Below are 26,723 nucleotides of genomic sequence, written 5' to 3'. Positions count from 1 at the left end.
CTGTTTCTAAATTCATGTAAATCATCAGGAAAATGGTTAAATACTATAACTTTGATAATCCAAAATGACGTATCCTAAAAGTGCGTCTTTTTTTATAACCAATTTTTACAGATATGATGAGCACACTTGCTTTTGACATCAAAGAAACCACCGATTCTAAATTGAGTCAGGTAGACTTTGATAACATTGAGTTTGGTAAAGTATATTCTGATCATATGTTTGTGGCAGAATATGAAGATGGTGAGTGGAAAAACTTACGTATCGAGCCGTTCGGAGATTTATCTGTTAGCCCAGCTAATGCAACTTTACACTACGCCCAATCAATATTTGAAGGATTAAAAGCTTACAAAAATGATGCAGGTGATATTTTTGTGTTCAGGCCTGAAGCCAATGCGAAAAGGCTGATTGAAAGTGCTGAACGTATGTGTATTCCGCCTATTCCTGAAGACTTATTCATGTCTGCTTTGACTGAACTATTGAAGTTAGATTCAGCTTGGATACCTACTAAGCCAGATACTTCCTTATATATAAGGCCGTTAATCTTTGCAAATGATCCTTATGTAGGGGTTAGACCGTCTAATACTTATAAATTTCTTCTTTTTACGGGGCCTGTTGGAGCATATTATTCAGAGGAAGTCAATGTAAAAATAGAGACTCATTATACAAGAGCTGTTAGAGGAGGAGTAGGGTCAGCTAAGACTGCGGGTAATTATGCAGCCTCACTATATCCAGCACTACAAGCTCAGAAAGAAGGGTATCATCAATTGATTTGGACTGATGGGCAGAATCATGAAATGATCGAGGAAGCTGGTACAATGAATTTGCTGTTTTACATAAATGATACGTTGATTACGGCTCCTACAAGTGATTCAATATTACATGGAATCACAAGAGATAGTGTTTTAACTCTAGCTAAAGATTGGGGAATTAAAGTCGAAGAAAGACAGCTTAGTGTAAAAGAGTTGATTGATTCAATTGAAAAGGGAGAAGTACAAGAAGTATTTGGTGCAGGTACTGCCGCTACTATTTCCAAAATTCGAATGATTGGATATGAGGGCAAGCAATATGAATTGCCAAAGGAGAAACCTCTTTGTGATAGATTATTTGATACTCTGGATAAAATAAAGACAGGTCAAGTCGAGGATAAATTTGGTTGGGTTTGTAAAATTTGATTTTGACTGGTGACGATATTAATAGCCATTCTAACAACTGTTAGGATGGCTTTTTTTACGATCTTACTTTTAAGCCACAGTTTCTTTTTCTTGTAACCATGATATGGCTAGCTCTGGTGTTTCAAAAGTCTTGTACTGCATGTTTCGATTGTAAAGTTTTAATACCTCAACTAAAATTGTAGATACCAACTGTGCAAAAGTAGACTTTGATGTCACTGCTCCAATTTTGGATATACTCTTGATTATTGCCTTACCTTCGTTTTTCATATATTCTTTTATCCAGCTTTTGGCCTCAGGAGTATAGGATTCTAATTCTCTTCTATCAAACATGATATAAGAACATTTTCCTTGTTGTGTGAGTTGAGCAGTTTTTTGAACAAGCTCACTAAGTGTTTCGATCGTCACAGTACCGTTCCATTTAAATTTTACGATACCGTTAACTTCATCATGAAATAATGAAGCATCTTTTTTCTCACTAAGTACTTTCATCTCTGTAGATTAAATAAACTTATTTTACTAATCTACTAAACAATAATATTAATGTAGTTGCTTAAATGTTTCTTTTGAGTTGGTTAGGTTTTGATTTAGTTCCTCTTAAAAATATTTTTAATTCTATCACGCTTTGAAGTAGAAGCAGTGCTATTGGTCTTTTTTTCATTTCCAGTTACCCATTCTTGAGCTAGAATTGGAGATTCAAATTTATGGTAAACAATGTCGGGATTAATTTTCTTGATTGATTCCATTAATATATCTGAAGTAATTTCTGTAATCTCATGAAGAGAATTGATTCCAGCCATTCTATCTGTTTTTTGCATGGCTTCAATCCCCATATTTTCTAGAAAACGTGTCTTGATCCATACTCTTGCTTCAGGAGTAAATCCATCTTGCTCTCGTCTATCAAGTATCCAGTGCACTACCTCCATAGCGGAGACAGCTTTTGCAGCTAATCCAAGTATTCTTGAAACTGTAGCTTCAGATACTGTATCTTTCCAAGTAATAGAGAAAATATGTTTTTCCTCATCCAGTTCGAAAATCCCGTCTTCTGCCTCGTGAATCAATCTCATCTTCATATCTAATTTATTCTCTTTCAAACATGATAGTAAAAGGCAAGATAAAAGAATCTAATGTATTGACCATCATAAATTATTCTATACCTAACTTTGCTGCCATTTTCTATTATGCAGTATGCATAGAATAATTTAGAGGTATCGATGATAATCGATATAGTTTCAATAAAAAATAGATGACAGCAGATCAACTAAAAGATTTAAAGGCCCGCGTGAGTGCACTGCGGGGGTATCTTTGACTATGATGTCAAAGTCCAAGAGGTAGAAGAAGAAGAATCGATTACTACCCAGGCTGATTTTTGGAATGATCCTAAAGAAGCCGAAAAAATTCTAAAACAAATCAAATCCAAGAAGGTCTGGACAGATGGTTTTGCTAAGGTCAATAGCCTAGTGGAAGATGCCGAGACCATGCAAGAATTCTATGAAGCAGGAGAAGTAGAAGTAGCTGAAGTAGATGCGGAATATTCTAAGGCTTTAGAAGCGCTTGAAGAGTTGGAGTTCAAAAGAATGCTCAGTGGGGAAGAAGATCAACTAGGAGCAGTGTTGGAAATCAATCCTGGTGCTGGTGGTACTGAATCTCAAGATTGGGCATCTATCTTGATGAGAATGTATGTGATGTGGGGAGAAAAGAATGGCTATAAAGTCAAGCAACTCAACTATCAACCTGGGGATACGGCAGGATTAAAATCTGCTACTCTTGAATTCGAAGGGCAATTTGCATACGGAAACCTCAAGTCGGAAACAGGAGTTCACAGATTGGTAAGAATTTCGCCATTTGATTCAGGAGGTCGTCGACACACATCATTTGCGTCAGCTTATGTATATCCTGTAGCTGATGATACTATCGAAGTCGAAGTAAACCAAGGAGATATAGAATGGCAAACCTCTAGATCTGGAGGTGCTGGTGGTCAGAATGTCAATAAGGTAGAAACTAAAGTTCAGTTAACTCACAAGCCAACAGGTATTGTCATAGTATGTTCAATAGAGCGTTCTCAATTAGCAAATAAGGAACATGCTATGAGGATGTTGAAGTCTAGGTTGTATCAAATAGAAGTTGATAAACGAAACGCGGCTAGAGATGAAATAGAAGCAGGTAAGATGAGAGTGGATTTTGGTAGTCAGATTAGAAATTATGTACTACACCCATATAAGTTAATAAAAGATGCTCGTACTGGAGTAGAACGAACAGATGTACAAAACGTACTCGATGGGGATATCAATGACTATATAAAAGCCTTTTTGATGGGGACATCAGCTGATTCTCAAAAAGAAAATTGAGGCTTTACATAAACCTTAAGACTGGATAATGTTCTCCAGTTTTAAGGTTAAAATTTGGACTAATGATTTTTGCAGCAATAGATATAGGGTCGAACGCCGTTCGTCTCCAGATCACCAATGTTATTCGGTACGGTGATTCAACTACTTTTAAAAAACTTGAATTTGTAAGATTTCCACTTCGTCTTGGTGGAGATGTATTTACCCAGAAAAGGATAGGAGAGCAAAGAGAAAGTGATTTTGTGAAGCTTATGCAAGCCTATAAAATCTTGATTGATCTCTATAAAGTGGATGAGTATTACGCATGTGCCACTTCTGCTATGCGTGAAGCCGAAAACGGTCAAGAGTTAGCCAATAGAGTTTGGAAGGAAGTAGGGCTTAAGATCAATATTATATCAGGTGATCAAGAAGCTGATTTGATCAATAAGGTAATCTCGTATCACTTAGGTGAAGATCAATTCATTCATATAGATGTAGGAGGAGGAAGTACAGAATTGAATCTATATAACGGGTATGATAAGATAGCTGCAAAATCTTTTCCCATAGGATCAGTCAGATTATTAAACGATAAGGATAGGCACGAAGCTTGGGAGGAAATGTATGAATGGATAGATAAGTATGTCGACTCTAAAAAAGAAATTAAGGCTATTGGTACAGGTGGAAATATCAAGAAGCTATTTGAAGTTTCGAGTGGTCAAAAAGGTGAATTCTTATCTATTAAGACTATGGAAAGTTGCCTCAAAGATCTAACTAAGATGGATTATGAGGAGCGAATGCACAAACTTCAGATGAATGCTGATAGAGCAGATGTGATTATTCCGGCATCAGGTATTTATATTAATGCAATGAAGCGGTCAGGAGCACAGAAAATATTGGTACCAGATGTAGGGCTTAAAGATGGTATCATGGCCTACCTTTATGAAAAAAACATTTCCACCGCAGGGCTATTTAGCTTTAGAAATTAACTTGTATGAAACAAAAGTATTCGGAGATCAAGCGCTATATCCAAACGGATATCTGGCTGCGAAATGATCCGAAAGGGTTCAAAGGAATACTTGTTAGAGTACTACGCATAGTAATTATTGTTATGCGCGAGGTGAAAAAGGATCAAATATTTTTAAAGTCCTCTGCTCTCACGTATTTGACAATATTGTCAGTGGTTCCGTCAATGGCTTTATTGTTTGGTATCTTGAAAGGCTTCGGTCTAGAGATCAGTGTGGAGGATGTAATAGGTGAATTATTTCCAGCACAGGAGATAGTGGTAACTACCACCTATGAAATGGCTCAAAGAATGATTGATAGTGCTAAAGGAGGGGTCATTGCCGGTGTATCCATTTTGATACTATTTTTCACTGTAATGCGATTGCTCAACAATATAGAGTTAGTTTTTAATGGTATCTGGGGCAAGCAACGGCCACGTACGGTGTTAAGAAAGTTTACAGATTATACTGCCATTGTGGTATTCTCACCTATTCTTATTTTGACATCAAGTGCAGCAACAGTTTTTTTTAGGACACAAGTCAGTGATTTTGGAAAGAAGCTACAAGTTGAGCTGTTTAATGGTCCTTTAGAATTTCTACTCGCTAACTTCTCCAGTTATTTTTTGATCTGGATTATGTTTTCGCTTATCTACATCATATTGCCGAATGTCAAAGTCAATCCTAAAATTGGGATTTTGACAGGTATATTAACAGGTACTGTGTTTCAGATGGTACAGTTGGGTTTTATTAACTTTTCCGTGGGGGTAACGAAGTACAATGCGATTTATGGAAGTTTAGCGGCTTTACCATTGTTTTTTACATTTACACAGTTGAGCTGGACCATTACTTGTATTGGAGGAGAGTTTGCTTTTGCACTAGAAAAGGAAAAAGAATATGTGCCTGAGATAAAAGAATCAGACTTTAGTATCAACGAAAAGAAAAGAATAGCTATTCTCGTAATGTTAACTATCGCAAGAGCATTTGAAAAAGAGAATAATCCATTTACAAAGAAGAGCCTAGCAGATGCGTTATCGATACCACATCGCTACGTTTCAGATTCTGTTAATTTACTTGTTGACTCGGGTTTATTGATTAGAAGCAAGCCTGACGGAAAAGCAACTCATATATATATCCCTGCTACGGCAATAAGTAATATGACTGTGAGTTATGTGTTAAATAAGTTTGAAGGGTTGGGACATAAGCAGTTGTTTCAACGTGAAGACAAGGACTTCCAAAAAGTGGATAAACTACTGTCAAAGCTGGATAAGACTTTGGCAAATTGCGATAATAATAAACTACTTACTGAAATTTAATTTAGAATTATGATGAATCCATGGCATGACGTTTCCTATGGGGAAAACGCACCAGAGGTGGTAGAGGGAATTATTGAGATCCCTAAGAATACAAGAGCTAAGTATGAGTTGGACAAAGATTGTGGGCTATTGAGAATGGATAGAGTACTTTACTCCTCTATAAATTACCCAGCAAATTATGGTTTTATACCTCGTACCTTTTGTGATGATGGTGACCCATTGGATATTTTGGTTTTATCACAGATTGATGTGGTTCCTATGTGTATCGTAGAATCAAAGGTGATAGGAGTGATGGGAATGCTTGATGAGGGAGAAGCTGATGATAAGATTATCGCTGTGGCTGCGAATGATATGAGCGTCAATCATATTAATGATATCACGGAGCTTGCCCCACATTTTATCAAAGAGCTTCAGTCTTTCTTCGAAGATTACAAAAAGTTAGAGAACAAAACAGTACATGTAGAAGAATTTCAAAATAAAGAAGCTGCGATCAAGATTGTAGAACAAGCATTCAAAGATTATCAGCAGAAGTACCCATATGGAGGTAAATAGTAGGTAAAATATAAAATAGAGCTTAAGTTTATTGATAGGTTGATCGAGAGGTCAACCTATTTTTTTTAACTTGTTATACATAACTTCATTTTATACGGTAGTGTGTAGTGTAAATCATTTCAAGGAGACACGGTTTTATTAACTTTTGTCTCAGGATAGTTACTAAATGGTAAGAAATCTTCTAAGGATATTTATTGTTACGTTTTTAATTACAATTGATGCGTTTGGAGGCTCAAAGTTGAGCTTTTCTCCTTTGAAGACAGAAGTACCTTTTGATAATCAAGTACGAGTAGTACACCGAGATAGTGAGGGGTACCTGTGGATAGGTATGCGTAGACATGGTTTGATTCGTCACGATAGCTATTCTGTAAAGGTCTTTGGTTATCATCAATATGATTCTCTATCACTTAGTAACAATTTCATCACATGGGTAGGGGAAGATTATAAAGATAGACTTTGGGTAGCTACCATGCACGGTGTCAATAGGTATGATGCCTCTACAGAGACTTTTACAAGATATTATCATGATCCTACGGATTCTTCGTCACTTCCAGGAAACTTTGTGATGACACTTTATGAAGACAGTCAAAATAGACTATGGGTAATCTGTGGAGAGGGCATTTGTTACTACGACGAAGCCAATGACAAATTTGTAAGAGTACCTATATCTATTCCATCGGGTATGTCGAACGTGAAATTTACAGGCTTTACTGAAGATCTGACGGGTAGGTATTGGTTGGTTTCAGATCATTATGGTATTTGGGAAGTAATGCCAAATAAGAAGAGGTCAAGGTTTATACCTGATGAAAAGCATGATCCTGGTTTTTTTAATCATAAAAAACTGATGGTAGACCAAAACAATTTGGTTTGGATTGGTTCTTTAGCTCAGGGAGTTATTCATTTTGATCCTGAAAAAGAACGGTTTTATCAAGTTCCTACCACCTTATCTGAAGGAGGGACAAATGGGAGTATCATACGAAATATGGTCGAGTTAGATGATCAGTATGTGTTGATCGCAGTAGACCAAGGTGGAGTGAATATGTATGATAAAAAAACAAACAAAGTAACTATTCCAGAATTAGAAACCGAAGGTGTGTTTTGTTTTTCGAAAGATGATGAGGGAATTCTGTGGGTCGGAACCTCAAGATCAGGAGTCTATTATTATAATCCAAAGAAGGAACAATTTCAGATATATAAAAGATTGGGGAATTCGGAAAGTGATGCCCTTTGCTCTACGATTGTCGGCTGTTTTTTTGAAGATGATAATGATGATATCTGGATTGGCTCTGATGGAGGAGGTGTGACAACTTTTAATCTAAAGACAGGTGATTTTACCTCACTTCAGAGCATGATAAAGTCTTCAAATGTAGAATTACCGGAGGTAGTTAGGTCTATAGATAGAGATCAAAATGGTCTTTACTGGATTATGACTTGGGACAAGGGAATTTATGTCTTTGATAAAGATAAAGGGCAATTGCAAAAGGCAAAATTTTCAGAAGAGATAGAAGAATGGTTGAATAAAGGTGCTCTGTGGAGTTTGAAATTTGACTCGAGAGGTAGATTATGGATAGCTACACAATTTGGGACAATTCTAACCTTGGATACGCAGGGGGAACTATTGGCGGTCAATTTTGATAAGGATATGCCTCTAAGAGGATTGTCCACGTTGTTTTTTTTTCATGGAGAGGAAGTTTATACGACTCGATTCAATACTATTTATAAGTTCAATGAGGAGACATTAGTCTTTGATCAAGTAACTATAGCAGGCGGAGACGAGACTGAAATTTTAACCATCAAATTCTCAGTTTTTGGTAAGATATACGTGTTATCATATAATCAAGGACTTTTTATTTTTGATGAACACTTTGAACAACTCAAGCATTACACAGGTGAAAATGGACTCCCTTCCATGTATTTGCAATCGATGGAAGTAGATGTACACGACAATATTTGGATATCATATGTAGATGGTATTTTAAGATATAATGAAAGAACAGGGTTGTTTGCAACCTATAATGAAGAGGATGGTTTGGTACATGATGAATTTTTTCCTCAGTCCTCGATTCGAACTAATCAAGGGGAGTTGTTTTTTGGAGGAATTAATGGGTATTGTAGATTCGCTCCATCCAAAATCGTAGAAAACCCTAATGAGCCTCCTGTGTATATAACCAATGTCAATGTCGTTGGTGAGGATATTAATATTAGAAGGGATAAATCCATAATTGTTGATAGTGATAGTATCAGGACTTTGGTACTGGATTGGAGGTCAAATATGCTGACTCTTGACTTTGTGGGGATTAATTTTACTGGACCAGGGAAAAATCAATATGCCTATAAATTAAATGGGTTTGATGAGGATTGGGTTTTTACCAGTTCTAGAAATAGGAAGGCAACCTATACTAATCTTCCACCGGGAGATTATGTGTTTCACGTCAAGGCTTCGAATAACACGGGACTATGGAATGAAGAGGGAGCACAATTGAAAATTACCATTCAACCACCTTTTTGGAGAACTTCTTGGTTCTATATTGGAATGATCATATTCATGATTTTTGCAATTTATCAATACGCTAGAATTCGCGAAAGACAATTGGTTTTAACCAACTTTAAATTGCAAACGGCTGTAGATGATCGAACTAAAAAAATCAAAGAGCAAAACCAACTTCTTGATGACCTTAATCATAATCTAGAGCAAAAGATAGATGATAAAACTGCTGAGCTAAAGAAAACTATTAAACGTCTCAATGTTATTGTCTCACAGTTAGACAGGTTTATATATAGTACTGCTCATGAGTTGAGTGCTCCTCTAAAGTCGATTAGAGGACTAATTGGAATTGTAGCTAATGAAAAATATAAGAATCCAAAACAGTACTTTGACTACATACAAAAAAGTGTTCTGCAGCTGGAGAATGTTATTGATACGTTTGTAGTATTCAGTAGAAATTCTAGAACTGAACTAAAGTTTGAGGAAATTAATTTGAATCGAATAGTTAGCGACCATGTTGAGAGTATTAAATATATGGAAAATGCTTCCTTGATTGATTTTCAGATAGATTTGGATGACTCTCTAGAAATTAATTCTGACTTGATTAGGATTCAGATAATCATTAACAATTTGATCAATAATGCTGTCAAGTATAGTGACTTGAGCAAAGAAAACAGTTGGGTTAGTATTAGCTATGAACAAAAGAATGAAAATCATTTCCTCTTCATTTCTGATAACGGAAGGGGTATTTCAAAAGTAGTTTTGCCACGAATATTTGAAATGTTCTACAGAGGCTCCTCTTCTTCTAAGGGAACAGGTTTAGGACTTTACATTGTGAAAGAGGCAATTGACCTTCTACAGGGAAAAATTGAATTAGAGTCTGAAGAAGGGCAAGGAACTACTTTTGTTGTTGTTTTGCCTATAGATAGAGCTTAGAATAATAAGGCATTCTTAATACATGCCTTATTTCAATCCAAATGAGTCGCTATGGATGAGATAGAATCAACTTAGATGTTTGGGTAAAATCTTTAGTTGATATTCTCATTAGATACATTCCTTTGGATAGGTAATTGTTAAGAGGAATTACCAAAGAGGTACCTTGTGTTGATTGAGAGAAAATCACATTTCCATTTAGTCCTAGAATTTCAATTTTATCAATTTTAACATAGTCGCTTTGGACATGGAGAATATTTCCAGTAACAGGGTTTGGATAGATATTAACTCCGCTCACGAGAGAAGTCTCTATAGATAATTCTACAGGGTCTGTTTCTTCTTCATCTGTTGACATAATAGTACCAAAATCTTCATCTTCTTTTTGAATGAATTCGGGTATAGTCACTTCAGATCCAGCACTCCAAGGAGTAACACCATGCTCAAATGCTCCGATATCTGGTGCAGCTCCTTTATATCCATCTGTGATACCTGCAATTTCGATTCCTGCATCTATAGCTGAAGAAGTAGAAGTGAGGAAGAATTTATCTGACTCCTTGTCTACAAAGTGATCATCCGCAGTTGAAAAATCTATATTATTCTTAAACTCAATTTTAGGGATTAGATCAGTATCTACTCCATTTCCATCATCGTCTATCATTCTAGAGTCCATCAGGTTGTTATAGAATTTCGTATCTCTAATGTTTCCCATTTTGTCACGATTCCAGATTCTTATTCGCCAGTCGCAGTTCCAGACTGTATTGTTGTAATAATGTACGTCGTAGATTTCGGTTCTTCTAGGACCAAGGTATACGAAAGCACCATCGTGTCGAGGTTTAGTTTTGAAATTCCAGATGAGGTTGTGATGTGCTGTGTAATTAGCGACATCTTCAATGTATAGTGCAACAACAAACTGTTTATCATCTTCTACTTCTCGATGTTTTGGAAGAGTGTTGCTATCATGGATATGATTATATGCAATTTCAGAACCATCGATGTCCAATACGGTAGCATATGCTCCACCGCTAGTAGCTTCAATAGATCCTGCATCTTGTCCCATTTTCATACAGTCGTAGAAGTCACTATAGGTAATGTCTGTTTTGTTTTGAAATCTAATGTGAAACCTGCCAGTGGCACCCATTGTACATCGAGTGATAGTTGTATTGCGTGCATGAGTTAGAATACTGGAAGTGAATTGTGCATTCCATCCTATATGATCAATGAAGCAATTTTCAATGGTATTTCCAGATCCAGACTCGATGGAAAACCCATTACCCCAGGAGTGTGCAACATAGCACCCTTTGTAGGTGTTATCGTTTCCATTGATATAAAGCCCCCCTTGTTCTTTGAATGTGTGACTGTAGCTTTTTCGATAGAAATATGGAAATAGGTAACGAATGGTTGTATTCTCAACTAGGCAGTTGTTGGCTTTGATTTCTATGCTTGCTGATTTGATGTGCAATCCTTTTATGGTCGTATTGTTTTTTGAGGTTTTGAATGCCCATTGTCGTTTTTTGGCTTCGATTATCATTTTTGAGATGTCTTGAGATGGTGGTTTGAAGTATATTTTGTCATCTTTCCAGTACCATTCACCTTCAATATCAAGAGCATTGAGGTGAAATATATAGCCCCATCCATGTCCGGGGACTTGTTTTTCATTTTGAATCCACTGTTTAAATTTGGGGGTGACACTGAGTTGCGTGCCAGAGCTGGCAGCGATAATTCCGTGTGGATTCATCCATGTATAACCTGTGATTCCTTTGAAATAGCCTCCTTCCCAGTGATTGGCAGGAAAAGAGGGCATATCAGGGAATTCTACTTTTCTTGTAGGTTCATCAGCTATAGCATTGTGAGCTATGCAGTACCCATATCCACCTTCTTTGGAATGAACGTCCATCATATCTCCGTTGGTTTTGCTTGGATAGCGAGCCATATGCATGTACGCTCCTTCTGCGAATACTTCTGTGAATTGAGTTTCAAATCCGCTGAAGGAGTTTTGATAGATACCATCTTTATAAAGAGTCCATTGGGTAGGAGGGAGTATATCTAGCCCTGTGACTATTACTTGTTCATTATTGTAATTGGTGAAGGTTTGATTAGGGTACTTAACTGTAATTGTTTCACGATATGTTCCTTCCATGATATAGCAAGTGCCACCAGTGGATAGGATGTTGGAACCTTTTTGGATAGTTCGGTAAGGGTTTGCTAAGGTACCATCTCCAGTATCGTCATTACCATTGACAGAAACGTACACTTCTACTACTGACGCTTGCGTAGAGAATACTATCAAAGACAGTACGAGGGCTGTTATGAATTTCATAGTCTTATCTTTTGTGCTTGACTAATAAACTTCAAATGATAATAGAAGCAAATAGATGAATAAGCCAATCCATTTTCCCCCTGAAAACTTCGATTCTTTTTACTAGGTTTTCTCTAGTCGTTCAATTGAGGAATACTATTAATAAATTCTAATTTGAATGAATATGCGAATGAAGAATTTTGAACTGATGTTGGAATATGAAGTGTCAACCCCTTTTTAGTTTGGGTGAAGTCAATGGTTTGGTTCAGTCCTAAAAGTGTGATTTTATTTAATTCAGACATATCAAACGCGATTGAATTTAACTGTTTTAAAATGGCTTCTTTACCTGGGTAACCTAGAAAAGTAGCGTATAGAATATTTCCAGACTTGTTTTGAGTAAATCGAACATCTGCCGAAGAATACTCAACCTGATCACCGTGCATTTTTTCACTTGGAGTAGTAGGTCCGTCACCAAATACTTCCCATGGTCTGGTAGCATATACAGCTTCTCCGTTTATATTTAACCATTGTCCAATTTCTAAGATTGGGATTTTAGCTTCAAGAGGAATAGTGCCGTCTGCTTTTGGACCAATGTTTAGCAATAAAATACCGTTTTTAGAAATGATGTCCATTAGCATATCTATCACTTGATTGGCGGATCGGTATTCTTCATCAGGTGAATAACTCCAGCTATGTAGACCTAATGAAGTATCGTTTTGCCAAACTCGTTCTTCTTTTTCTATCATTCCTCCTCGTTCTAGATCTAGTACGGCAGAGCCTGCGGGTAGTTTTTTTCTGTTTTTATAATTTATAACTACATCCGGAGAGGGGAAACTTTCACGGTTCCAGTCAATAGCTTTGTTGTAGTAGTATTCTAAAAAGTTTCTTCTATGCTCTTCTGCAAATGGTTTGATATTCCATCCCCAGTCAAAGTAATATAAGTCTGGCTGATATTTATTGACGAGCTCTGTCGTGATACGCCACCAGCGACAGATCGCTGCTGAGTCTACAGTGCCGTTTCCATAGAGGTTTTGAGTTTCATTTTTCAAGCCATCGAAACCATTTCTATGATTATACTCAAAAAAATGTCCGTTCCAGGCAGAGTGATTGGATACTCCGAATTTCATACCTCTAGCTTGGGTAGCTTCTTTCATGGCTTTAACAAAGTCTTTTTGAGGCCCCATATTCACAGAGTTGAAGTGCTGCTCTTCTGAGTCCCAGAGACAAAAGTTATCATGATGCATGGCCATCATCGTAAAGAATTTTGCACCACCTTGTTGGAACAAATCTGCCCATTCGTCTGCATCGAATTTTTCGGCTTTAAACATTGGAATGAAGTCTTTGTAACCAAACTCTGAAGGGTCACCATACTTTTCACGATGATGCATCGCAGTCTTCAGACCTCTTGAGTCAAAAGAGTACCCTTTGTCATTTCCTGAACTGTCATAGACATTGTACATCCATCTACCATACCATTCAGCAGCATGGTCTCCAGCGTAGGCTGGCACGGAATATATTCCCCATGTGACCCAATAGCCTAGCTTAGCATCTATATACCATTCTGGAACTTGGTATTGGACTAGCGAGGAATCCGATGTACTGAAGTATCTTTTATTGGAATCTGATTTTGTTTGGCAGCTTATAATTGAGATAAGGCTGACGCTTATAAATATATGTAGAGCTTTGTACATGGAGTGTATTGAACTATGGAAACAATAGATTCAAAATTGCCTTGACTATAGTGCAAACTGGATGAAAAATGGGTGCAGATATCGGGACTTTACGAGAATTATCGGAATTAACTGAAAAGCTCGAATTAATGATTTACGTCTCCAACCAGCTTTTAAAGTCTTTGACCCTTTCTCTTGCCACAAGTAGATCTTGTGATTCAAAATTCGTCAAGGTCAATTTCAGTCTACTTCCAGAGAAAGCGATAATATCCTGAATAGCATCCATCTTGATAATAAATTTTCGATTGATTCTATAATATTCCTTTGGGTCAATTAAGCTCTCTACCTTGTCTAGCGTTTGATCTATCAAAACTCTTGACCCATCTTCTTTGATCAAGTAATTGGCCTTGTCTTCACTGGTGAATGCAGATATTTCAGATGTTTTGATCATTTTGATATGCTCACCGACTTTGACGACGAATTGCTTTTTGTAGTCTTTTTGTGTGTTGATGAGGCTATTGATTAGTTCTGGACTAAGTGTTGGAGCTTGTGGTTTTACTTTACTGATGGCACGTACTAAGTCTTCCTTTTTTACCGGTTTCAGTAGGTAGTCTATTCCATTGACTTCAAAAGCTTTGATGGCATATTGATCATACGCCGTTGTGAAGATTACAGGGCATTTCACATTCATTTTTTCGAATACTTCAAAACTCAATCCATCTGCCAGTTGAATATCAAACAGAGCGAGGTCTATGCTTGATTGGTTTTCTTCTAGCCAAGAAACAGTGTTTCGGACAGTATCCTTAGTAGCTATTACGTCTACTTTTTCCTCACCTAGCATTCTTTTTAGTCTATTGGCTGCTAGTACTTCGTCTTCTACGATGAGTGCATTCATGATTTTGGATTAAGTATTGGTAGTTTAACAGAGAATTCCTTTTCGGTTTGATTGATTTCAACAGATTCATTGGTCAGGAAACTGTATCGCAGTTGTAGATTTTTCAAGCCTAGTTGAGTAGAATCTCTCTTTTCTACTCGGATCGGGTTGATATTATTAGTGACAATGATTGCATTGTTCTCTATAGTTACTTGGACGTTCAATGGTCGGTCTGAAGAGATTTCATTGTGTTTGATACTGTTTTCAATCAATAGCTGCAGAGCAAGCGGAGGTATCATTTGAGTATCGTTGATTGACTCATTTTGGATAAAATCTACTTTGAAGTTTTCACCAAAACGTATTTCGTGTAAGTCAACATAAGAATGAACAAAGTCTAGTTCTTCGACCAATGAAACCAATTCTTGGTCAGATTGCTGTAAGACATAACGATATACGCCTGATAGTTTCTGAATAAAGTCAACAGCACCGTCGCTTTTATCTTCTACTAGCATGGTCAGTGCATTTAAGCTATTGAATAAAAAGTGTGGATTTACCTGAGTTTTGAGAGACTCAAACTTAGCGTTGATACTTTCAGTTTTAAGTTTTTCGTTTTGAACTGCCGCCTCTCTAAATGCAAAGAAGAAACCTCTAGCATGAAAGAAGAGAGAAATAAATATTGCAATCAAAGTAGAGTAGATGATGGGTTTAGTAAGCTTCCCATTATTGAGTAAATGAAAGAAGTCAAAGCCGTAGTATACCTCTAACAATATGTAGTAAAGTACAAGTAGAATGATGGTGACATAAGATATGCTCATGACTATACTCATGATTGTTCTTGCTACAGGGTACTCAAGCCATGGTAAATATTTGTCCAATGGCTTGACGACAAAAACATAGCTACCCATGCTTATTGCATTCCATAGCACAAATGAAAAGAAGACATTGACAATATACTCTTCATAGTGTCCGGTTTGGAGACAGTTGGGACAGAAGCCAAAGGCAATAATAATGCTACCAACCAATGGTAAGGCTACTACTTTGAAGAGCATCTTCTTCCCCCCTTTGTACATGTGATATTCTGTATTTTTCATCCTTGACAAATCTAAGGTTTGTTGTTTATTCATTGTTAATCAGAATAATCGCTACCAGTGTCAGCTTGAAATTAAATTTCTTTCTATTTCACTCTGAGATAAAGATTTAAGCTTTTCATCAAGCTATTTCTCTCTTTCGAGTCTCCTTTTTGAGTTTTTTTGTAGCATTCCTGTCGTATTTTTTATCCAAAAAAATTTCTTTTGACGACATCTACTGACTTGAAGCGCGTAAAAAATCCATGAGCTCTGCGCAGTGTGGATTAATGCGAAAAAATTATTTTTTGGTCTACTCTGTACTGATTACTCCTCATAAATTTTTTTTTCTCTTTATTCAGGGTGGATTTTTCGATAAAAAAAATCTACGAGCTTCTCGCGGGCTGATTTTTCAAAAAAAACTTTTTTTTTCGTTCTCGCCAGTTGGATTACTCAATCTGAAAAATCTACGAGCTCCAAGTCACTGTACTTGGAGAAAGAAAAATAATTGGCGTACTCAGACGAGGGACGAGGAGCTAATTTTTTTTACAGACACTGAATATGGTGTCAGACCTCGTCCCAATTTATAAGTATTATTTGCTACACTTTCCTAGCCATTCTTCTATTCCGTAGTTTCCCCAGCTTGGCGCTATAGGATCTGAAACTTCTTGTTCTTTGAATAATTGATCAGCTTTCAGTACCATTTGGCATGCGTCGTCAGTCGACTCTCCGAAGAACTCAGCCGTTCCCATTTGCATCTGCCCTAGAAAAAGTACTGCCCTAGGATTATTGGGGTTGAGCTGAACAGCCTTGCCAAGTGTCGCACCTATTTTAGCACCCATTGATTTTCCACGAGTAGCTGGATCTACAGTCATCTTCATCATGAGAGCAAATCCTTTCAAAGCCACCACCTCAGAGTTGGCTGGAGCAATAGACTCAGCTGATGACAAGATCTCCAATGATCGGTCGATGACGAGATCTCGATCGGTATTGTCAGTAGTTTGGAAAAACTTGAATACTTGGCTCAAAGAAGCATAGTAGTATGGTTCCCATTTGTCTTTTTCAGCTTGTCCGATTCTATTAAACTTATTAGTCAGTTGATCAAGCTCATTAGGGGAGGCGCGATAGAGGGACTGAATAGATGAAGTCATTTGATCTTCATATTTGTTGCCAGCCCAAGCTGTTAAAGAAAGGATAGTGAATAGAATTATTGATAGCGTTCTCATGTTCTTATATTATTTAAGGGTGATTTCAATTGTTTTGTTCGTATTCAATTCAAATGCTGAATCTTCGAATGATGGAGGTCCAAAAAAGCCTTTGGCATTGTTAGAAAATCCATAGGGCTCCGTAGGCTTACCATAGTTGGTTTTGTCCATTTTACCGTTAGCATTTTGGTCATGAAGGATGCTGACTGCATAGGTACCTGGCGTCACATCTTTGAAGATGATTGTCATGTCGCCTTCCTCGTTGACAGCTTTACTTATTCGCTTACCTTTTCTCAAAAAGTTCTCTTCTGAATCAAAAAGACTTGCCTTCACGTTGCCTTTTCCGTTGATGTTTTTGATGACTACTTTCAAGTCTTCAGCCTGAGTAGTGGCAATCATGCCTAGCATAATTACCGCTGTGATTAGTTTAGTTCTCATAGTTGTTATGTTTATAAATATTCTAATTGATTTTTCTGTTTGTCTTTGGAGAGTGTGATGAACACACCCAGTAAATAAAACCTTGGTGCTGGTTGGCCAACTGGCATTCCCTTGTAGACGCCTTGATCATCTGGAGCATTGGCATATTGATATCCAAATACATTGTCTCGACCTGTCAGATTAGATACCGACACATAGAAGATGACATTTGATCGGTGCAGGTATGCAGCATTGAAACTCAGGTCTGCATAATTCGGAGACATGCTTCCGTTGAATTCCTCTTCGTTGGGATTGTTGTAAGGTCGTCCAGAGTTGAAGCTCCAACTGGCTCCAAACTGTGTCTTGAGTTCAGGTACAAAGTGTTTGTAGACCACCGAGATATTGTGCATTGCAGCGAACTGAGGTCTTACTTCGTAGGGATAGTTTCTGAAATCTCTTTTGGTATCTATGAAAGAATAGGTAATCCAATAGTCAGCATTCTTGATCGTCTTGCCATCTCTAAAGAAGAAGTCAAAGCCTCTAGCGTAGCCAGATCCACTGTTGTCGTACAGCGTAGGGTTGAACTGTTGGCTAGGGTCAAACTTGATCAATTCATCATAGTTCTTTTGATAAATTTCTCCTCTGAGGGTAAAATCATTTTTAGTCAATTGATAGCTCAGCATGTAGTGGTCAGCTTCTTCATATGAAAGCTGATCATTGATATATAGCAGGTCGTTGGGAGCCAGTTGATGGAATTTGCCATAAGCAAAAGACACTTGGCTGTTTTCACTGGTTTTGTATGCCGTGGATAGACGAGGTGAAAAGACATGCTGGTCAGTCAATCCATAGTGTTCGTATCTCAGTCCGGCTCTCACTGTCCAGCTTTTGGTGATATAGTAGTCTGCTTCTGAAAACGCACCTAGCTGAGAGTTTTTGAATGATGGTTTAAAGACTGCTGTATCTACATCGGTGAGTTGAGTTGAACTTTTGAATATCCATTCTGCACCGGTTTTGATGGTTACATTTCTATAGTCCGTAGCGACATAAGTCTTAGCATGAGTAGAGGTTTCATTGGTGTTGATGCTGACTTCATTGAACTGAGTCATATCTTCAAGCTCTCCATAGGCTAACCCTAAGTAAGCAGAGGTGTTCTCATTGATCGCTCTTTTGTAGCTGGTATTTAAATAGAAGTTGTGATTATCACTTTGTACATAGTCACCTGTGGTATTATTGGGACTTGGTATGACCACTCCATAGTCAGATTGATTGCCGGTGACATAAACTTTCAGCATATCATCTCCAGTTATCTTTTGACTGTACATGAATGTGCCATCATACGAAGTAATACCGTCTTTCCAGTCGTATGCTTGTTCGACAAGATTCATATAAGGGTCCAAATTCATATATCCCACTTGTCCATATACCGATGCGTTTTCCCAAGCTTGAGTATGAGCCACTTGACCTCCTACAGTCATTAGTCCTAGCTCAGTTTGTGTCTCAGGAGCGACGTCTACAGAGTTGAGTGACAGTACCGAAGACAATGCCTGACCAAATTCTGCACTGTAGCCCCCAGTACTGAAGAAGGTGCCTTTGAATAGGAAAGGACTGAATCTACTCCTTGTGGGGATATTATTTGGAGTCTGGTTGTAGAAGCTATTCACCCAGAGACCATCAATGAATGCCTGTGTTTCATCAGCAGTACCTCCTCTGACGAAGAGTCTACCACTTTCAGCATTCCGAGAAGTTCCAGGTAGCGTATTCATAGCAGCAGGGATATCTGCTAGTGCTCCAGCAGTCATGGCTACATCTAATGGTTTCAGTATAGTAGACTTTTTTTCGTCACTAGCTTCAAAAGCTCCTGCTGTAATAGTGACGCCATTAAGTTGGTTGATCTCCTCTTTTAGATTGAAGTTGAGCTGAATAGGAGAGTTGTTGATTGTTATTTCCTGTTGGATCGGTTGGTATCCGATCATACTCACTATCAATGTGTGGCTACCAGATTCACTAGTTTCGAAAGAGAATAGACCATCCATATTAGAAGTAGCACCATCGTAGCTGTCTTGGATATAAACATTGACACCGGGAAGAGCTTCTCCGCTAGATGTAACTATACCACTGATGGTGATGGCGGATGCTTGAGTAGCTAGATTGAGAATAAGTAAGATGAACGCTAGTCCTTTCATGTTTTTGTTTGTTTTGATGATACAAACATGAAGAACTGGTGTGGCGATCAGAATTTAAGTCTGACGAACCGTCGAATAGGTAGGATGAGTTGTGGGTTGGGGTTAAAAAGGTTAATTATTATTAAGTAAGAAGAAGAATCTAATAAAACGTCAATAGCGAGGAACGAAGCGATCTGTTCCTGATTTTCTCATAGCGGACCAGCTTGCCACATCCTTGTTCCTCGCAATAACCATTTTTATATTTTACTTCACAGTCACTACTGTATGATCTGCGAATCTACCATCAGCAGTAGTTGCCCATACTTTCGTATTTCCTTTGCCGATTGCTACTAGCTCACCTTTTTTGTTGAATTTGACCACAGTCTCGTTTTCAGACTTCCAAGTAATTTTTTGGCTAGCATATTGTTTAGCTATGATTTGGGCACTCAGTGATGAAGTAGCTCCCGGTGAAAGTTCAATTGATCCTTTCTCAACTTTTACTACCTGAATAGGGTCGTTGATATCCATTTTACCCTTGTAGAATCCACAGCCTTTGGTCGCACTCCAGATTTCTTTTGGGTCATAGATGTCGAATTTGATGTCTTCGATTTTGTGTGGAGTGCCAAGTCCTTTGTTACTTTTAGCCCATGTCTTACCTCTATCTCTACTGATGAATACACCAGGATTTTCAGCCATATACTCAGTAGTCACCACTACAAGGTTTCTGTCAAATGGTGATATATCAATTGATCGAGTACCTGCATAAGCAAAGGCCTGTACCCAAGTTTTACCAAAGTCATCGGTATACCAAAGTCCTTGACCATTTTGACGATAGCCAGTTGTGATATACAATCTACCAGAATGATCAAAAGCCATTTTCATGACACAATCTATCTGAGCAGGAGTTTTTACTTTTTTCCAAGAAAGTCCTCGATCCGAAGAATAGTATAGGCCACCCTCAGCATTAGGACGTTCTTGTACAAACGCACTTTTCTGAGCCGCTGCAAAGAGAGACTTTCTAGATTCATCTCTCGGGTCAAACTTGATATCACTGATTCTGACAGGGGCTGGCAAACCTTTATTGCTTTGTTGGAAAGTCTTACCACCGTCCTCTGATCTGTAGAAGCCAGCCAAATGCCCCTTGTTCTTATTTACAATCTTGGTGATACCGTGATACATATATTGGCTGTTGATCGGGTCTACACAAAGTCCATTAGTGTACATGTCATCCAGCCATTTGTTGGTTGCTGGGGTAGCTGTACCATGCTTAGCCCAGTTGTGCCCACCATCTGTGCTTTTGAAGATGAACTGCTTATCCTCCTGACGGCTAGACGTACCGTAGACTGTTTGACCATCATAAGGATCAGAAGCTATTGAAATAACACTAGCGGGGGGACTTTCAATATACTTAAGAGCGATTCTGTCGTCTGGACTGTCATCCGTAGGAATCCAAACTCTGTGCTCTCCCGAACCTAATACTGCTGATTCCAATCTCTTGTCTTGATGAATTATTAAACCTGGAAGATTACTGTTTCCAGTACCGATGATAGCTCCACTTTCTGTGTAAACTTCGTCTTTCTGTTTCCAAGTCTTACCATGATCGGTACTTAGCATAGTACTGTGATCAGATACGATCATTACGCTACCATCCACACCTACGTCCAAACCTCTCATCGATCTCAAAGCATAGTTAGTACCAAACCTCATGTGAGGAGAGTAGTGTCCTACCTCCATGTTTTCATTATATGGATTACCGCGTTCTATCCAATATTCCTTGTCGCGCTCCCAAGCGTCTTGGTAAAGTCTAGCAGTATTGATCCATTTCTTACCATCATTCTCTGTTACCCAAAGACGACCCGGCATGATTGAGTTTCCAATTTGTGGGTCAGCAAAGCCGATATATACCGCACCTTTTCTACTAGGGTCAGCACTGATCATACTAAAACACTGAAGCGCAGCAGTAGGTAGTTTTGGATATTTTTTCTTAGCCGCTTGCCCTTTGAAGTAATTGTTCTTGCCTTCCATCTCAAACCAGATGCCAATGTATTGGTAGTAGTTCTTAGGTACCCCACCAGAAAGACGATTAATATCAAGCGCGAGATCTCCATTCATCTTGGTGAAAGATTTACCTCCATTGCTAGTCATGTAAATACCTCCATTGCATTTTGTAGTTTGACCATCTGGTAGATACTGTACCTGATCGATCAAGTATAGGGTAAGTTCTTTGGACTCCTTATCATAGTAGTAGTCCATATCCATGATGATATTGTTATCCAACTTGCCTTCGGAGATATTTTTCCAGCTTCCTCCACCATTTGTGGACTTGAAAAGTCCGTAGTTAGAAGCCGCATAGACTTCATCAGAATTAGCAGGATTGACTATGATGACACCAACTTGTGCTTTGTCGTGAAGTCCTTTTGTTACTTCCTTCCAGCTTTTTCCTCCATTGGTTGTTTTCCAAAGTTTACCCGTAAAGCGCTCTTCTTTACCGTGAGGATTGTTAATGGTAATGTCTTTGTAGCAGGAGAGCCATTCTTGTTGACGGACATTCGCACCACCTCCTACATACCAAGTCATTTTATCATTAGGGTCAAGACCCAATGACGCTACTTTCTTGAACCAACCCTGTTGATCCGTACCGTCAGGCTTGGCTTTGTACCAAGGGCAGTTTGGGATGAAATTCCATGCCTTTCCTCTGTCTTCAGTATACCAGTGTCTCGAAGATTCTATCGCTACCCCAAAATCTGGGTCTGCATGAGAATACAACAACTCTCTTATGTGGTAAAAGTCACCATTACCATCGTAGTCTTTGATGCTATACCAGCTATCCCCATTGTTTTCGGACTGATAGATATTCCACATATCTGGGCACTGCGTCACGAACTGTGGAATAGTAGGGTGGTAGCGCATCATATTCGCGAAACCAGCATTACCAGGTGATGTTTGCGTCCATGTAATGGGCCCCGTAGATTCTACTCTTTCAGTTTGGAGTCTTTTGACAAAGCTCTTTTGTGCACTTGCAGTCAATGCAAGCAAGCACAGCATGATTGTAATTTTAGTCTTCATTAATTCTCGTATCTGTTTCTGCTAATCGGTGTGATACCGAATTATACAAATAACGAATCCTAGGGCTATAAAGACAATAGCTGTTGAGTATGAAATGAGTCAGCTAAGGGCGGTAAATTATTAGGTATTTGAGGGGGGCGATTTGGTTATTCTAAGGTTTTAGTGCTTCAGTGATTTCGTCAATACCTCTAATATAAACTTCAGGTTTTCTCTTTTTCCTTTCGAGTTGAATATCAATAATTGTTAGGTTGTTATAGTTTTCTCCAAGGTATATGGCTTGGGATATGTCAGTTGTTTTAGTGTAAATGTAGAAAGTTGGGTCTATTCTGATTTTATCAAGTTTAAACAAACCTTCTCCATTGATTTTGATGAAATGATCCTTATTTAATACATCAGAGTTAAAGTGTTTTTGAAGTATTTCTTCAATGGTTAAATAGTCAGAATAGTCAGTTTTCGATGTTATTCGAATTTCCCCATTAGTCGTTTCATGAGTTACCCTTAGATCCTTGATGTTATCTGGATTAATATAAGTCTCTTTTGAAATGCTAGGTATTTGTATAGAATTAATGAAATAAATAGGTTCTCTAGCAGTTTGAGCTTGAATAAAACTCGTATAAAGTATGGTTGATAGAAATATCAGGTATTTCATGGTTCTATTTTTGAATTCACAAAGATGCTTATTGCTTTAGTTGAAAAAAGCTATGTACACCCTTCTTATTAGTGTTTATAGTTTTATCGATAAATCAAGTCGGCCTCCAAGACCAAGTTCAACGATTTTCTTCAGAGTAGAAAGCCTGACTTCTTTGATATTGTTTTCAATTTTAGATATGTAAGATTTAGTAGTTCCTATCTTGATAGCCAGTTCTTCCTGAGTCAAACCCTTTTCTATTCTAGCATCATGAATAAGTGCTCCAATTTTAAAGTTATCATATCCTTCTTCCAGCTCATTGCGCGTTGAAGTTCCAATTTCTCCAAAATGTTTGTTTTTGAATTCATCAAGGGTGACTACGTTACTTTTCTTGTTCATACTCTTTCATTATTTTCAAAGCTTTTTCGATTTCAGTTTTAGGCGTTTTTTGAGTTTTCTTTTGAAAAGCATTCATTAGAATTACCAATTTACCTTCATCGAAACAGCAAAATATTCGATAAATGTTACTGCCTACCTGAACTCTTAGTTCATAAAGCCCATCCGTTCCCTTGATATGTTTAAGATATTTCTCTGGAACATTCTGGATTTCCTCAATTAAGCTAATAGTCCAAATAATTTTTCTCTGTACTTTTTCGGATTGTTTAACGAAAAAGGATTCAAAGTAATCTTTAAAGAAGACGGCAGTCCTTATTTTGTTATTCACATAACAAAGATATTGTAAGTTGTACTAAAGTGAAACTTACTTTTTTGTGAAATAGGGTACTATGCTACTTATTTCAGTCTTACGGGCAAGGTTAGAAAAATCAATCCCCCCTCTCTAGTGATCCATCAATACGTCACTACTTCAAATTAAAAAGCAAAGTCGAAACGTATATAGAACCAATATTTCGCAGCTTGTTTTATGGGATTAATTAGCTGAGAGGAAATAAAAGACTGAAGCTCTTTGAAGACTCATAGAAACGTCTCAATCAGCACTGTCAATTAGAATAGTACCCATTAATTTTAGCCCTATATAGTCATTTCAGATTTCTGAAATGAGAATGACAACAACATTATCTTTTATTAAACAACAGAGACAAAAATGATAATTGGAATTCCAAAGGAGATTAAGAACAATGAGAGTAGGGTAGCGCTCACACCTGGGGGAGCACATGAGTTGATCAAAAGAGGGCATGAAGTGTTCGTTCAGGCATCTGCTGGAGAGATGAGTGGTTTTGTAGACGAAGACTATACAAGTGCTGGGGCGAAAATATTGCCTACTATCGAAGATGTTTATGCTACTGCTGAAATGATCATGAAGGTGAAAGAACCTATCGAGCCAGAATACGAGTTGGTACGAGAAGGGCAGTTGCTATTTACCTATTTCCACTTTGCATCTTATGAGCCGCTTACCAAAGCAATGATAAAAAGCAATGCGGTTTGTTTGGCTTATGAGACAGTAGAGAAAGCTGATAGAAGTCTTCCATTATTGGTACCAATGTCTGAAGTCGCTGGTCGTATGTCGATACAGGAAGGAGCTAAATATTTGGAGAAGCCTATGCAAGGCCGTGGAATTCTACTAGGTGGAGTACCAGGAGTACAGCCTGCTAAGGTATTGATACTTGGAGGAGGTGTCGTAGGGACTAACGCTGCTAAAATGGCTGCTGGAATGGGGGCCGACGTCACGATTATGGATCTCAATTTAGCTCGCTTAAGGTATTTGGATGACATCATGCCTGCCAATGTCAATACCATGATGTCTAGCGAGTACAACATTAGAAAACTGATCAAATCCCATGATTTGATAGTAGGCGCAGTTCTTATACCCGGTGCAAAGGCTCCGAATTTGATTACTAAAGACATGCTGGGAGATATGCTTCCAGGGACGGTTTTAGTAGATGTAGCAGTAGATCAAGGAGGATGTATAGAAACTTGTCGCCCTACTACTCACGAAGATCCTACTTTTATCATAGATGACGTACTACATTACTGTGTAGCTAATATGCCGGGAGCAGTGCCATATACTTCTACTTTGGCATTGACCAACGCGACATTACCATATGCGATTCAGTTAGCAGATCAAGGCTGGAAGCAGGCATGTAAGAATAACGAAGAGTTGAAAAAAGGCCTTAACGTCATAGATGGAGAAATTGTCTATAAGGCAGTTTCAGAAACTTTTGATCTTGATTATTCAGATGTGGAGAAGTTTCTTGACTGAGAATAACTAAAGAATTTAAGCCTGTCCAATCAATGAGTTTCTTCAGAAGATTGGATAGGCTTTTTTGTATTTGATAATAAACCTAATTCCCCAATTGAATTCCAATTCTTTTAGCCAGTTCCTTCAAATCCTTGAACTCTCCTGAAAAATGAAAGGTCCTGTGATAATGCGTCAGGGTATCTCCCGGAGCTAATTCTCTCATAGCAGATTGAGATTCTAGTTCATAGAAAGTCCTTTCTTCTGCATAAGTTTGATCTAATGGACCATTGTTGTAGCTCGTGACTATTTCACCATCGTACGGATTTTCTTGAACGCTTACATGGCCATTATAGTAGAGACTATCCTCAGTTTGTTGGTATTGAACCACAGTAAGTAGTTTTCTATCTTTTGAATAAGAAGCGATTAGCTCAGGAGCATATTGGCTAGGTATCCCGAATTTACTTCTGAGCAACCCATCGGCTTTAAAAGATAAAAGCTTGTCTTTAATACTCAGTATGTCAGTGTTGTCAATTTCGAAGTACTGAAAAATGTCAGATAGTGAAAGGTCATATTTCAAGGGCACATATACAGTCGTCTCATCGGTACCTGGAAACATTCCTAAACTCCAAAGCCCCACAAGCCCAGTTTCTTTGCGCCATGTACTATCACCAGAGTTGATCATTTGATGACGGCTTTCAAATGCTACAGCATTTAAACCCTCAGGGATCTCAGCTTCTAAATAGCTATTTAAGTTGTCAGGTTGCAGAAGCTCAACTTCACGATATACTTCAATATCAAATTCGGTTCCCACGAAGTTTTGGAGAAGAAAGTCTTGCTTCATTTTTACATGTTCGTTAGATTGTTCGATCACTTCATAAGCTACATTATTGAAAGAGTCTGGAACCAGCCAATTATCTTCATGAATAGGCTCAATTTGTTGGTAGTAAAAGGAGAATTGACTACCCAGAGGTCCAAACCATAACCGATCTTCGCCTCCCACTTGCCCACCATGTACCGTGTCTTTTGTTAGTTCAGTTCTATTTAGCCAGCCAATAGTTTGTCCTTTGGTACAGTTTAGAGTGCTTGCCAATACTCTACCTTGGTATGCAGGAGCGATGAGTATTCGAGATTGACCGTCGTTGTTATAGAGTTCTATTAATTCCGTTTTGTTCTCTATTAGTTTCTTGTCAGTAGAATAGTTGATCAAGTCAGAAGATTGACAAGACGCAAGAGTCAACAGTAAGGGGAGTAGGTATTTCATGATTTTGACATTTAGGTGAATATAAAGCTATTACGATTCTTGGCTCTTCGTCTTAATGATCGCATTATATTTGCAACTTTCTCAACCTTAGGCAACCATACGCCAC

21 protein-coding genes are annotated in these 26,723 nt (G+C 38.0%); 7 read left to right on the top strand and 14 right to left on the bottom strand.

Features of this window, described 5'->3' with window-relative positions:
- The first annotated feature begins 113 nt into the window (after positions 1-113).
- Entirely contained in the window at positions 114-1,172 is a 1,059-nt protein-coding gene (locus DKG80_RS14695) for a branched-chain amino acid aminotransferase (RefSeq protein WP_109832123.1), read from the top strand.
- 69 nt (positions 1,173-1,241) lie between these two features.
- Here the strand turns inward: DKG80_RS14695 and DKG80_RS14690 are convergent, their stop codons facing one another.
- Together DKG80_RS14690 and DKG80_RS14685 are read right to left on the bottom strand one after the other, a co-directional pair.
- Positions 1,242-1,661 (bottom strand): DUF7793 family protein, encoded by a 420-nt coding sequence (locus DKG80_RS14690; RefSeq protein WP_109832122.1) that lies wholly within the window; start codon positions 1,659-1,661, stop codon positions 1,242-1,244.
- Between the two features lie 95 nt (positions 1,662-1,756).
- Positions 1,757-2,236, bottom strand: coding sequence for a hypothetical protein (locus DKG80_RS14685; protein ID WP_109832121.1), 480 nt, complete (start codon positions 2,234-2,236; stop codon positions 1,757-1,759).
- A 179-nt stretch (positions 2,237-2,415) separates the two neighbouring features.
- On the opposite strand from DKG80_RS14685, the gene prfB reads away from it, so the two are divergent.
- From prfB to DKG80_RS14660, 5 genes are all read left to right on the top strand, one after another.
- Positions 2,416-3,517 (top strand): peptide chain release factor 2 gene (gene prfB, locus DKG80_RS14680; RefSeq protein WP_109832120.1). Its coding sequence is split into 2 segments (ribosomal slippage): positions 2,416-2,475 and positions 2,477-3,517, totalling 1,101 coding nucleotides; the frame shifts between segments, so codons are not numbered across the junction.
- A 62-nt stretch (positions 3,518-3,579) separates the two neighbouring features.
- Positions 3,580-4,479, top strand: a complete 900-nt coding sequence (locus tag DKG80_RS14675) for a Ppx/GppA phosphatase family protein (protein WP_109832119.1) — start codon at positions 3,580-3,582, stop codon at positions 4,477-4,479.
- Positions 4,480-4,484: 5 nt separating this feature from the next.
- Entirely contained in the window at positions 4,485-5,807 is a 1,323-nt protein-coding gene (locus tag DKG80_RS14670; protein WP_109832118.1) for a YihY/virulence factor BrkB family protein, read from the top strand.
- Positions 5,808-5,816: 9 nt separating this feature from the next.
- Positions 5,817-6,359 carry an inorganic diphosphatase gene (locus DKG80_RS14665; RefSeq protein ID WP_162555905.1) on the top strand — a complete coding sequence of 181 codons (543 nt, stop codon included), beginning with the start codon at positions 5,817-5,819 and terminating at the stop codon, positions 6,357-6,359.
- Positions 6,360-6,525: 166 nt separating this feature from the next.
- Positions 6,526-9,780 carry a ligand-binding sensor domain-containing protein gene (locus tag DKG80_RS14660; RefSeq protein WP_109832117.1) on the top strand — a complete coding sequence of 1,085 codons (3,255 nt, stop codon included), beginning with the start codon at positions 6,526-6,528 and terminating at the stop codon, positions 9,778-9,780.
- A 49-nt stretch (positions 9,781-9,829) separates the two neighbouring features.
- Here DKG80_RS14660 and DKG80_RS14655 read toward each other — a convergent pair whose 3' ends face one another.
- From DKG80_RS14655 to DKG80_RS14600, 11 genes are all read right to left on the bottom strand, one after another.
- Complete coding sequence (locus DKG80_RS14655) at positions 9,830-12,094, bottom strand: T9SS type A sorting domain-containing protein (protein ID WP_109832116.1); 2,265 nt, start codon at positions 12,092-12,094, stop codon at positions 9,830-9,832.
- Between the two features lie 113 nt (positions 12,095-12,207).
- On the bottom strand, positions 12,208-13,764 hold the full coding sequence (locus DKG80_RS14650) for an alpha-L-fucosidase (protein ID WP_109832115.1): 1,557 nt from the start codon (positions 13,762-13,764) through the stop codon (positions 12,208-12,210).
- Between the two features lie 133 nt (positions 13,765-13,897).
- Positions 13,898-14,638 (bottom strand): LytR/AlgR family response regulator transcription factor, encoded by a 741-nt coding sequence (locus DKG80_RS14645; protein ID WP_109832114.1) that lies wholly within the window; start codon positions 14,636-14,638, stop codon positions 13,898-13,900.
- Positions 14,635-15,708: a sensor histidine kinase gene (locus tag DKG80_RS14640; RefSeq protein ID WP_162555904.1), complete on the bottom strand. Its 1,074-nt coding sequence runs from the start codon at positions 15,706-15,708 to the stop codon at positions 14,635-14,637. Before DKG80_RS14640 ends, DKG80_RS14645 begins: the two co-directional genes overlap by 4 nt.
- Positions 15,709-16,274: 566 nt before the next feature.
- A complete protein-coding gene (locus DKG80_RS14630) occupies positions 16,275-16,907 on the bottom strand; it encodes a tetratricopeptide repeat protein (protein WP_109832111.1) in 633 nt (210 codons plus the stop codon).
- Between the two features lie 9 nt (positions 16,908-16,916).
- Complete coding sequence (locus DKG80_RS14625) at positions 16,917-17,324, bottom strand: DUF2141 domain-containing protein (RefSeq protein ID WP_109832110.1); 408 nt, start codon at positions 17,322-17,324, stop codon at positions 16,917-16,919.
- An 11-nt stretch (positions 17,325-17,335) separates the two neighbouring features.
- On the bottom strand, positions 17,336-19,486 hold the full coding sequence (locus DKG80_RS14620) for a TonB-dependent receptor (protein ID WP_109832109.1): 2,151 nt from the start codon (positions 19,484-19,486) through the stop codon (positions 17,336-17,338).
- Between the two features lie 243 nt (positions 19,487-19,729).
- Positions 19,730-22,531 (bottom strand): VPS10 domain-containing protein, encoded by a 2,802-nt coding sequence (locus DKG80_RS14615; RefSeq protein ID WP_109832108.1) that lies wholly within the window; start codon positions 22,529-22,531, stop codon positions 19,730-19,732.
- Between the two features lie 151 nt (positions 22,532-22,682).
- A complete protein-coding gene (locus DKG80_RS14610; protein ID WP_109832107.1) occupies positions 22,683-23,180 on the bottom strand; it encodes a hypothetical protein in 498 nt (165 codons plus the stop codon).
- Between the two features lie 75 nt (positions 23,181-23,255).
- The gene (locus tag DKG80_RS14605; protein WP_109832106.1) at positions 23,256-23,558 is read right to left on the bottom strand and encodes a helix-turn-helix domain-containing protein; all 303 of its coding nucleotides are present in this window, start codon (positions 23,556-23,558) and stop codon (positions 23,256-23,258) included.
- A complete protein-coding gene (locus DKG80_RS14600) occupies positions 23,542-23,883 on the bottom strand; it encodes a type II toxin-antitoxin system RelE/ParE family toxin (RefSeq protein ID WP_109832105.1) in 342 nt (113 codons plus the stop codon). Before DKG80_RS14600 ends, DKG80_RS14605 begins: the two co-directional genes overlap by 17 nt.
- Before the next feature lie 378 nt (positions 23,884-24,261).
- Between DKG80_RS14600 and ald the strand changes: the two genes are divergently transcribed.
- Positions 24,262-25,377 carry an alanine dehydrogenase gene (ald, locus tag DKG80_RS14595; RefSeq protein WP_109832104.1) on the top strand — a complete coding sequence of 372 codons (1,116 nt, stop codon included), beginning with the start codon at positions 24,262-24,264 and terminating at the stop codon, positions 25,375-25,377.
- A gap of 82 nt (positions 25,378-25,459) precedes the next feature.
- On the opposite strand, the gene DKG80_RS14590 is transcribed toward ald, so the two are convergent.
- Positions 25,460-26,617 (bottom strand): DUF6786 family protein, encoded by a 1,158-nt coding sequence (locus DKG80_RS14590; RefSeq protein WP_109832103.1) that lies wholly within the window; start codon positions 26,615-26,617, stop codon positions 25,460-25,462.
- Between the last annotated feature and the right edge of the window lie 106 nt (positions 26,618-26,723).

This window comes from Reichenbachiella versicolor (assembly GCF_003171675.1).
Lineage (GTDB): Bacteria > Bacteroidota > Bacteroidia > Cytophagales > Cyclobacteriaceae > Reichenbachiella > Reichenbachiella versicolor.
This window is presented reverse-complemented; position numbering and strand designations above follow the sequence as displayed.

What these genes read in the sequence shown, in the direction of transcription:
- DKG80_RS14625 (WP_109832110.1), bottom strand. Translation starts at nt 17,324, where the DNA reads ATGAGAACTAAACTAATCACAGCGGTAATTATGCTAGGCATGATTGCC.
- DKG80_RS14650 (WP_109832115.1), bottom strand. Translation starts at nt 13,764, where the DNA reads ATGTACAAAGCTCTACATATATTTATAAGCGTCAGCCTTATCTCAATT.
- DKG80_RS14630 (WP_109832111.1), bottom strand. Translation starts at nt 16,907, where the DNA reads ATGAGAACGCTATCAATAATTCTATTCACTATCCTTTCTTTAACAGCT.
- DKG80_RS14695 (WP_109832123.1), top strand. Translation starts at nt 114, where the DNA reads ATGATGAGCACACTTGCTTTTGACATCAAAGAAACCACCGATTCTAAA.
- DKG80_RS14590 (WP_109832103.1), bottom strand. Translation starts at nt 26,617, where the DNA reads ATGAAATACCTACTCCCCTTACTGTTGACTCTTGCGTCTTGTCAATCT.
- DKG80_RS14670 (WP_109832118.1), top strand. Translation starts at nt 4,485, where the DNA reads ATGAAACAAAAGTATTCGGAGATCAAGCGCTATATCCAAACGGATATC.
- DKG80_RS14610 (WP_109832107.1), bottom strand. Translation starts at nt 23,180, where the DNA reads ATGAAATACCTGATATTTCTATCAACCATACTTTATACGAGTTTTATT.
- DKG80_RS14605 (WP_109832106.1), bottom strand. Translation starts at nt 23,558, where the DNA reads ATGAACAAGAAAAGTAACGTAGTCACCCTTGATGAATTCAAAAACAAA.
- DKG80_RS14675 (WP_109832119.1), top strand. Translation starts at nt 3,580, where the DNA reads ATGATTTTTGCAGCAATAGATATAGGGTCGAACGCCGTTCGTCTCCAG.
- DKG80_RS14620 (WP_109832109.1), bottom strand. Translation starts at nt 19,486, where the DNA reads ATGAAAGGACTAGCGTTCATCTTACTTATTCTCAATCTAGCTACTCAA.
- DKG80_RS14690 (WP_109832122.1), bottom strand. Translation starts at nt 1,661, where the DNA reads ATGAAAGTACTTAGTGAGAAAAAAGATGCTTCATTATTTCATGATGAA.
- DKG80_RS14685 (WP_109832121.1), bottom strand. Translation starts at nt 2,236, where the DNA reads ATGAGATTGATTCACGAGGCAGAAGACGGGATTTTCGAACTGGATGAG.
- DKG80_RS14655 (WP_109832116.1), bottom strand. Translation starts at nt 12,094, where the DNA reads ATGAAATTCATAACAGCCCTCGTACTGTCTTTGATAGTATTCTCTACG.
- DKG80_RS14640 (WP_162555904.1), bottom strand. Translation starts at nt 15,708, where the DNA reads ATGAAAAATACAGAATATCACATGTACAAAGGGGGGAAGAAGATGCTC.
- DKG80_RS14615 (WP_109832108.1), bottom strand. Translation starts at nt 22,531, where the DNA reads ATGAAGACTAAAATTACAATCATGCTGTGCTTGCTTGCATTGACTGCA.
- DKG80_RS14660 (WP_109832117.1), top strand. Translation starts at nt 6,526, where the DNA reads ATGGTAAGAAATCTTCTAAGGATATTTATTGTTACGTTTTTAATTACA.
- ald (WP_109832104.1), top strand. Translation starts at nt 24,262, where the DNA reads ATGATAATTGGAATTCCAAAGGAGATTAAGAACAATGAGAGTAGGGTA.
- DKG80_RS14665 (WP_162555905.1), top strand. Translation starts at nt 5,817, where the DNA reads ATGATGAATCCATGGCATGACGTTTCCTATGGGGAAAACGCACCAGAG.
- DKG80_RS14645 (WP_109832114.1), bottom strand. Translation starts at nt 14,638, where the DNA reads ATGAATGCACTCATCGTAGAAGACGAAGTACTAGCAGCCAATAGACTA.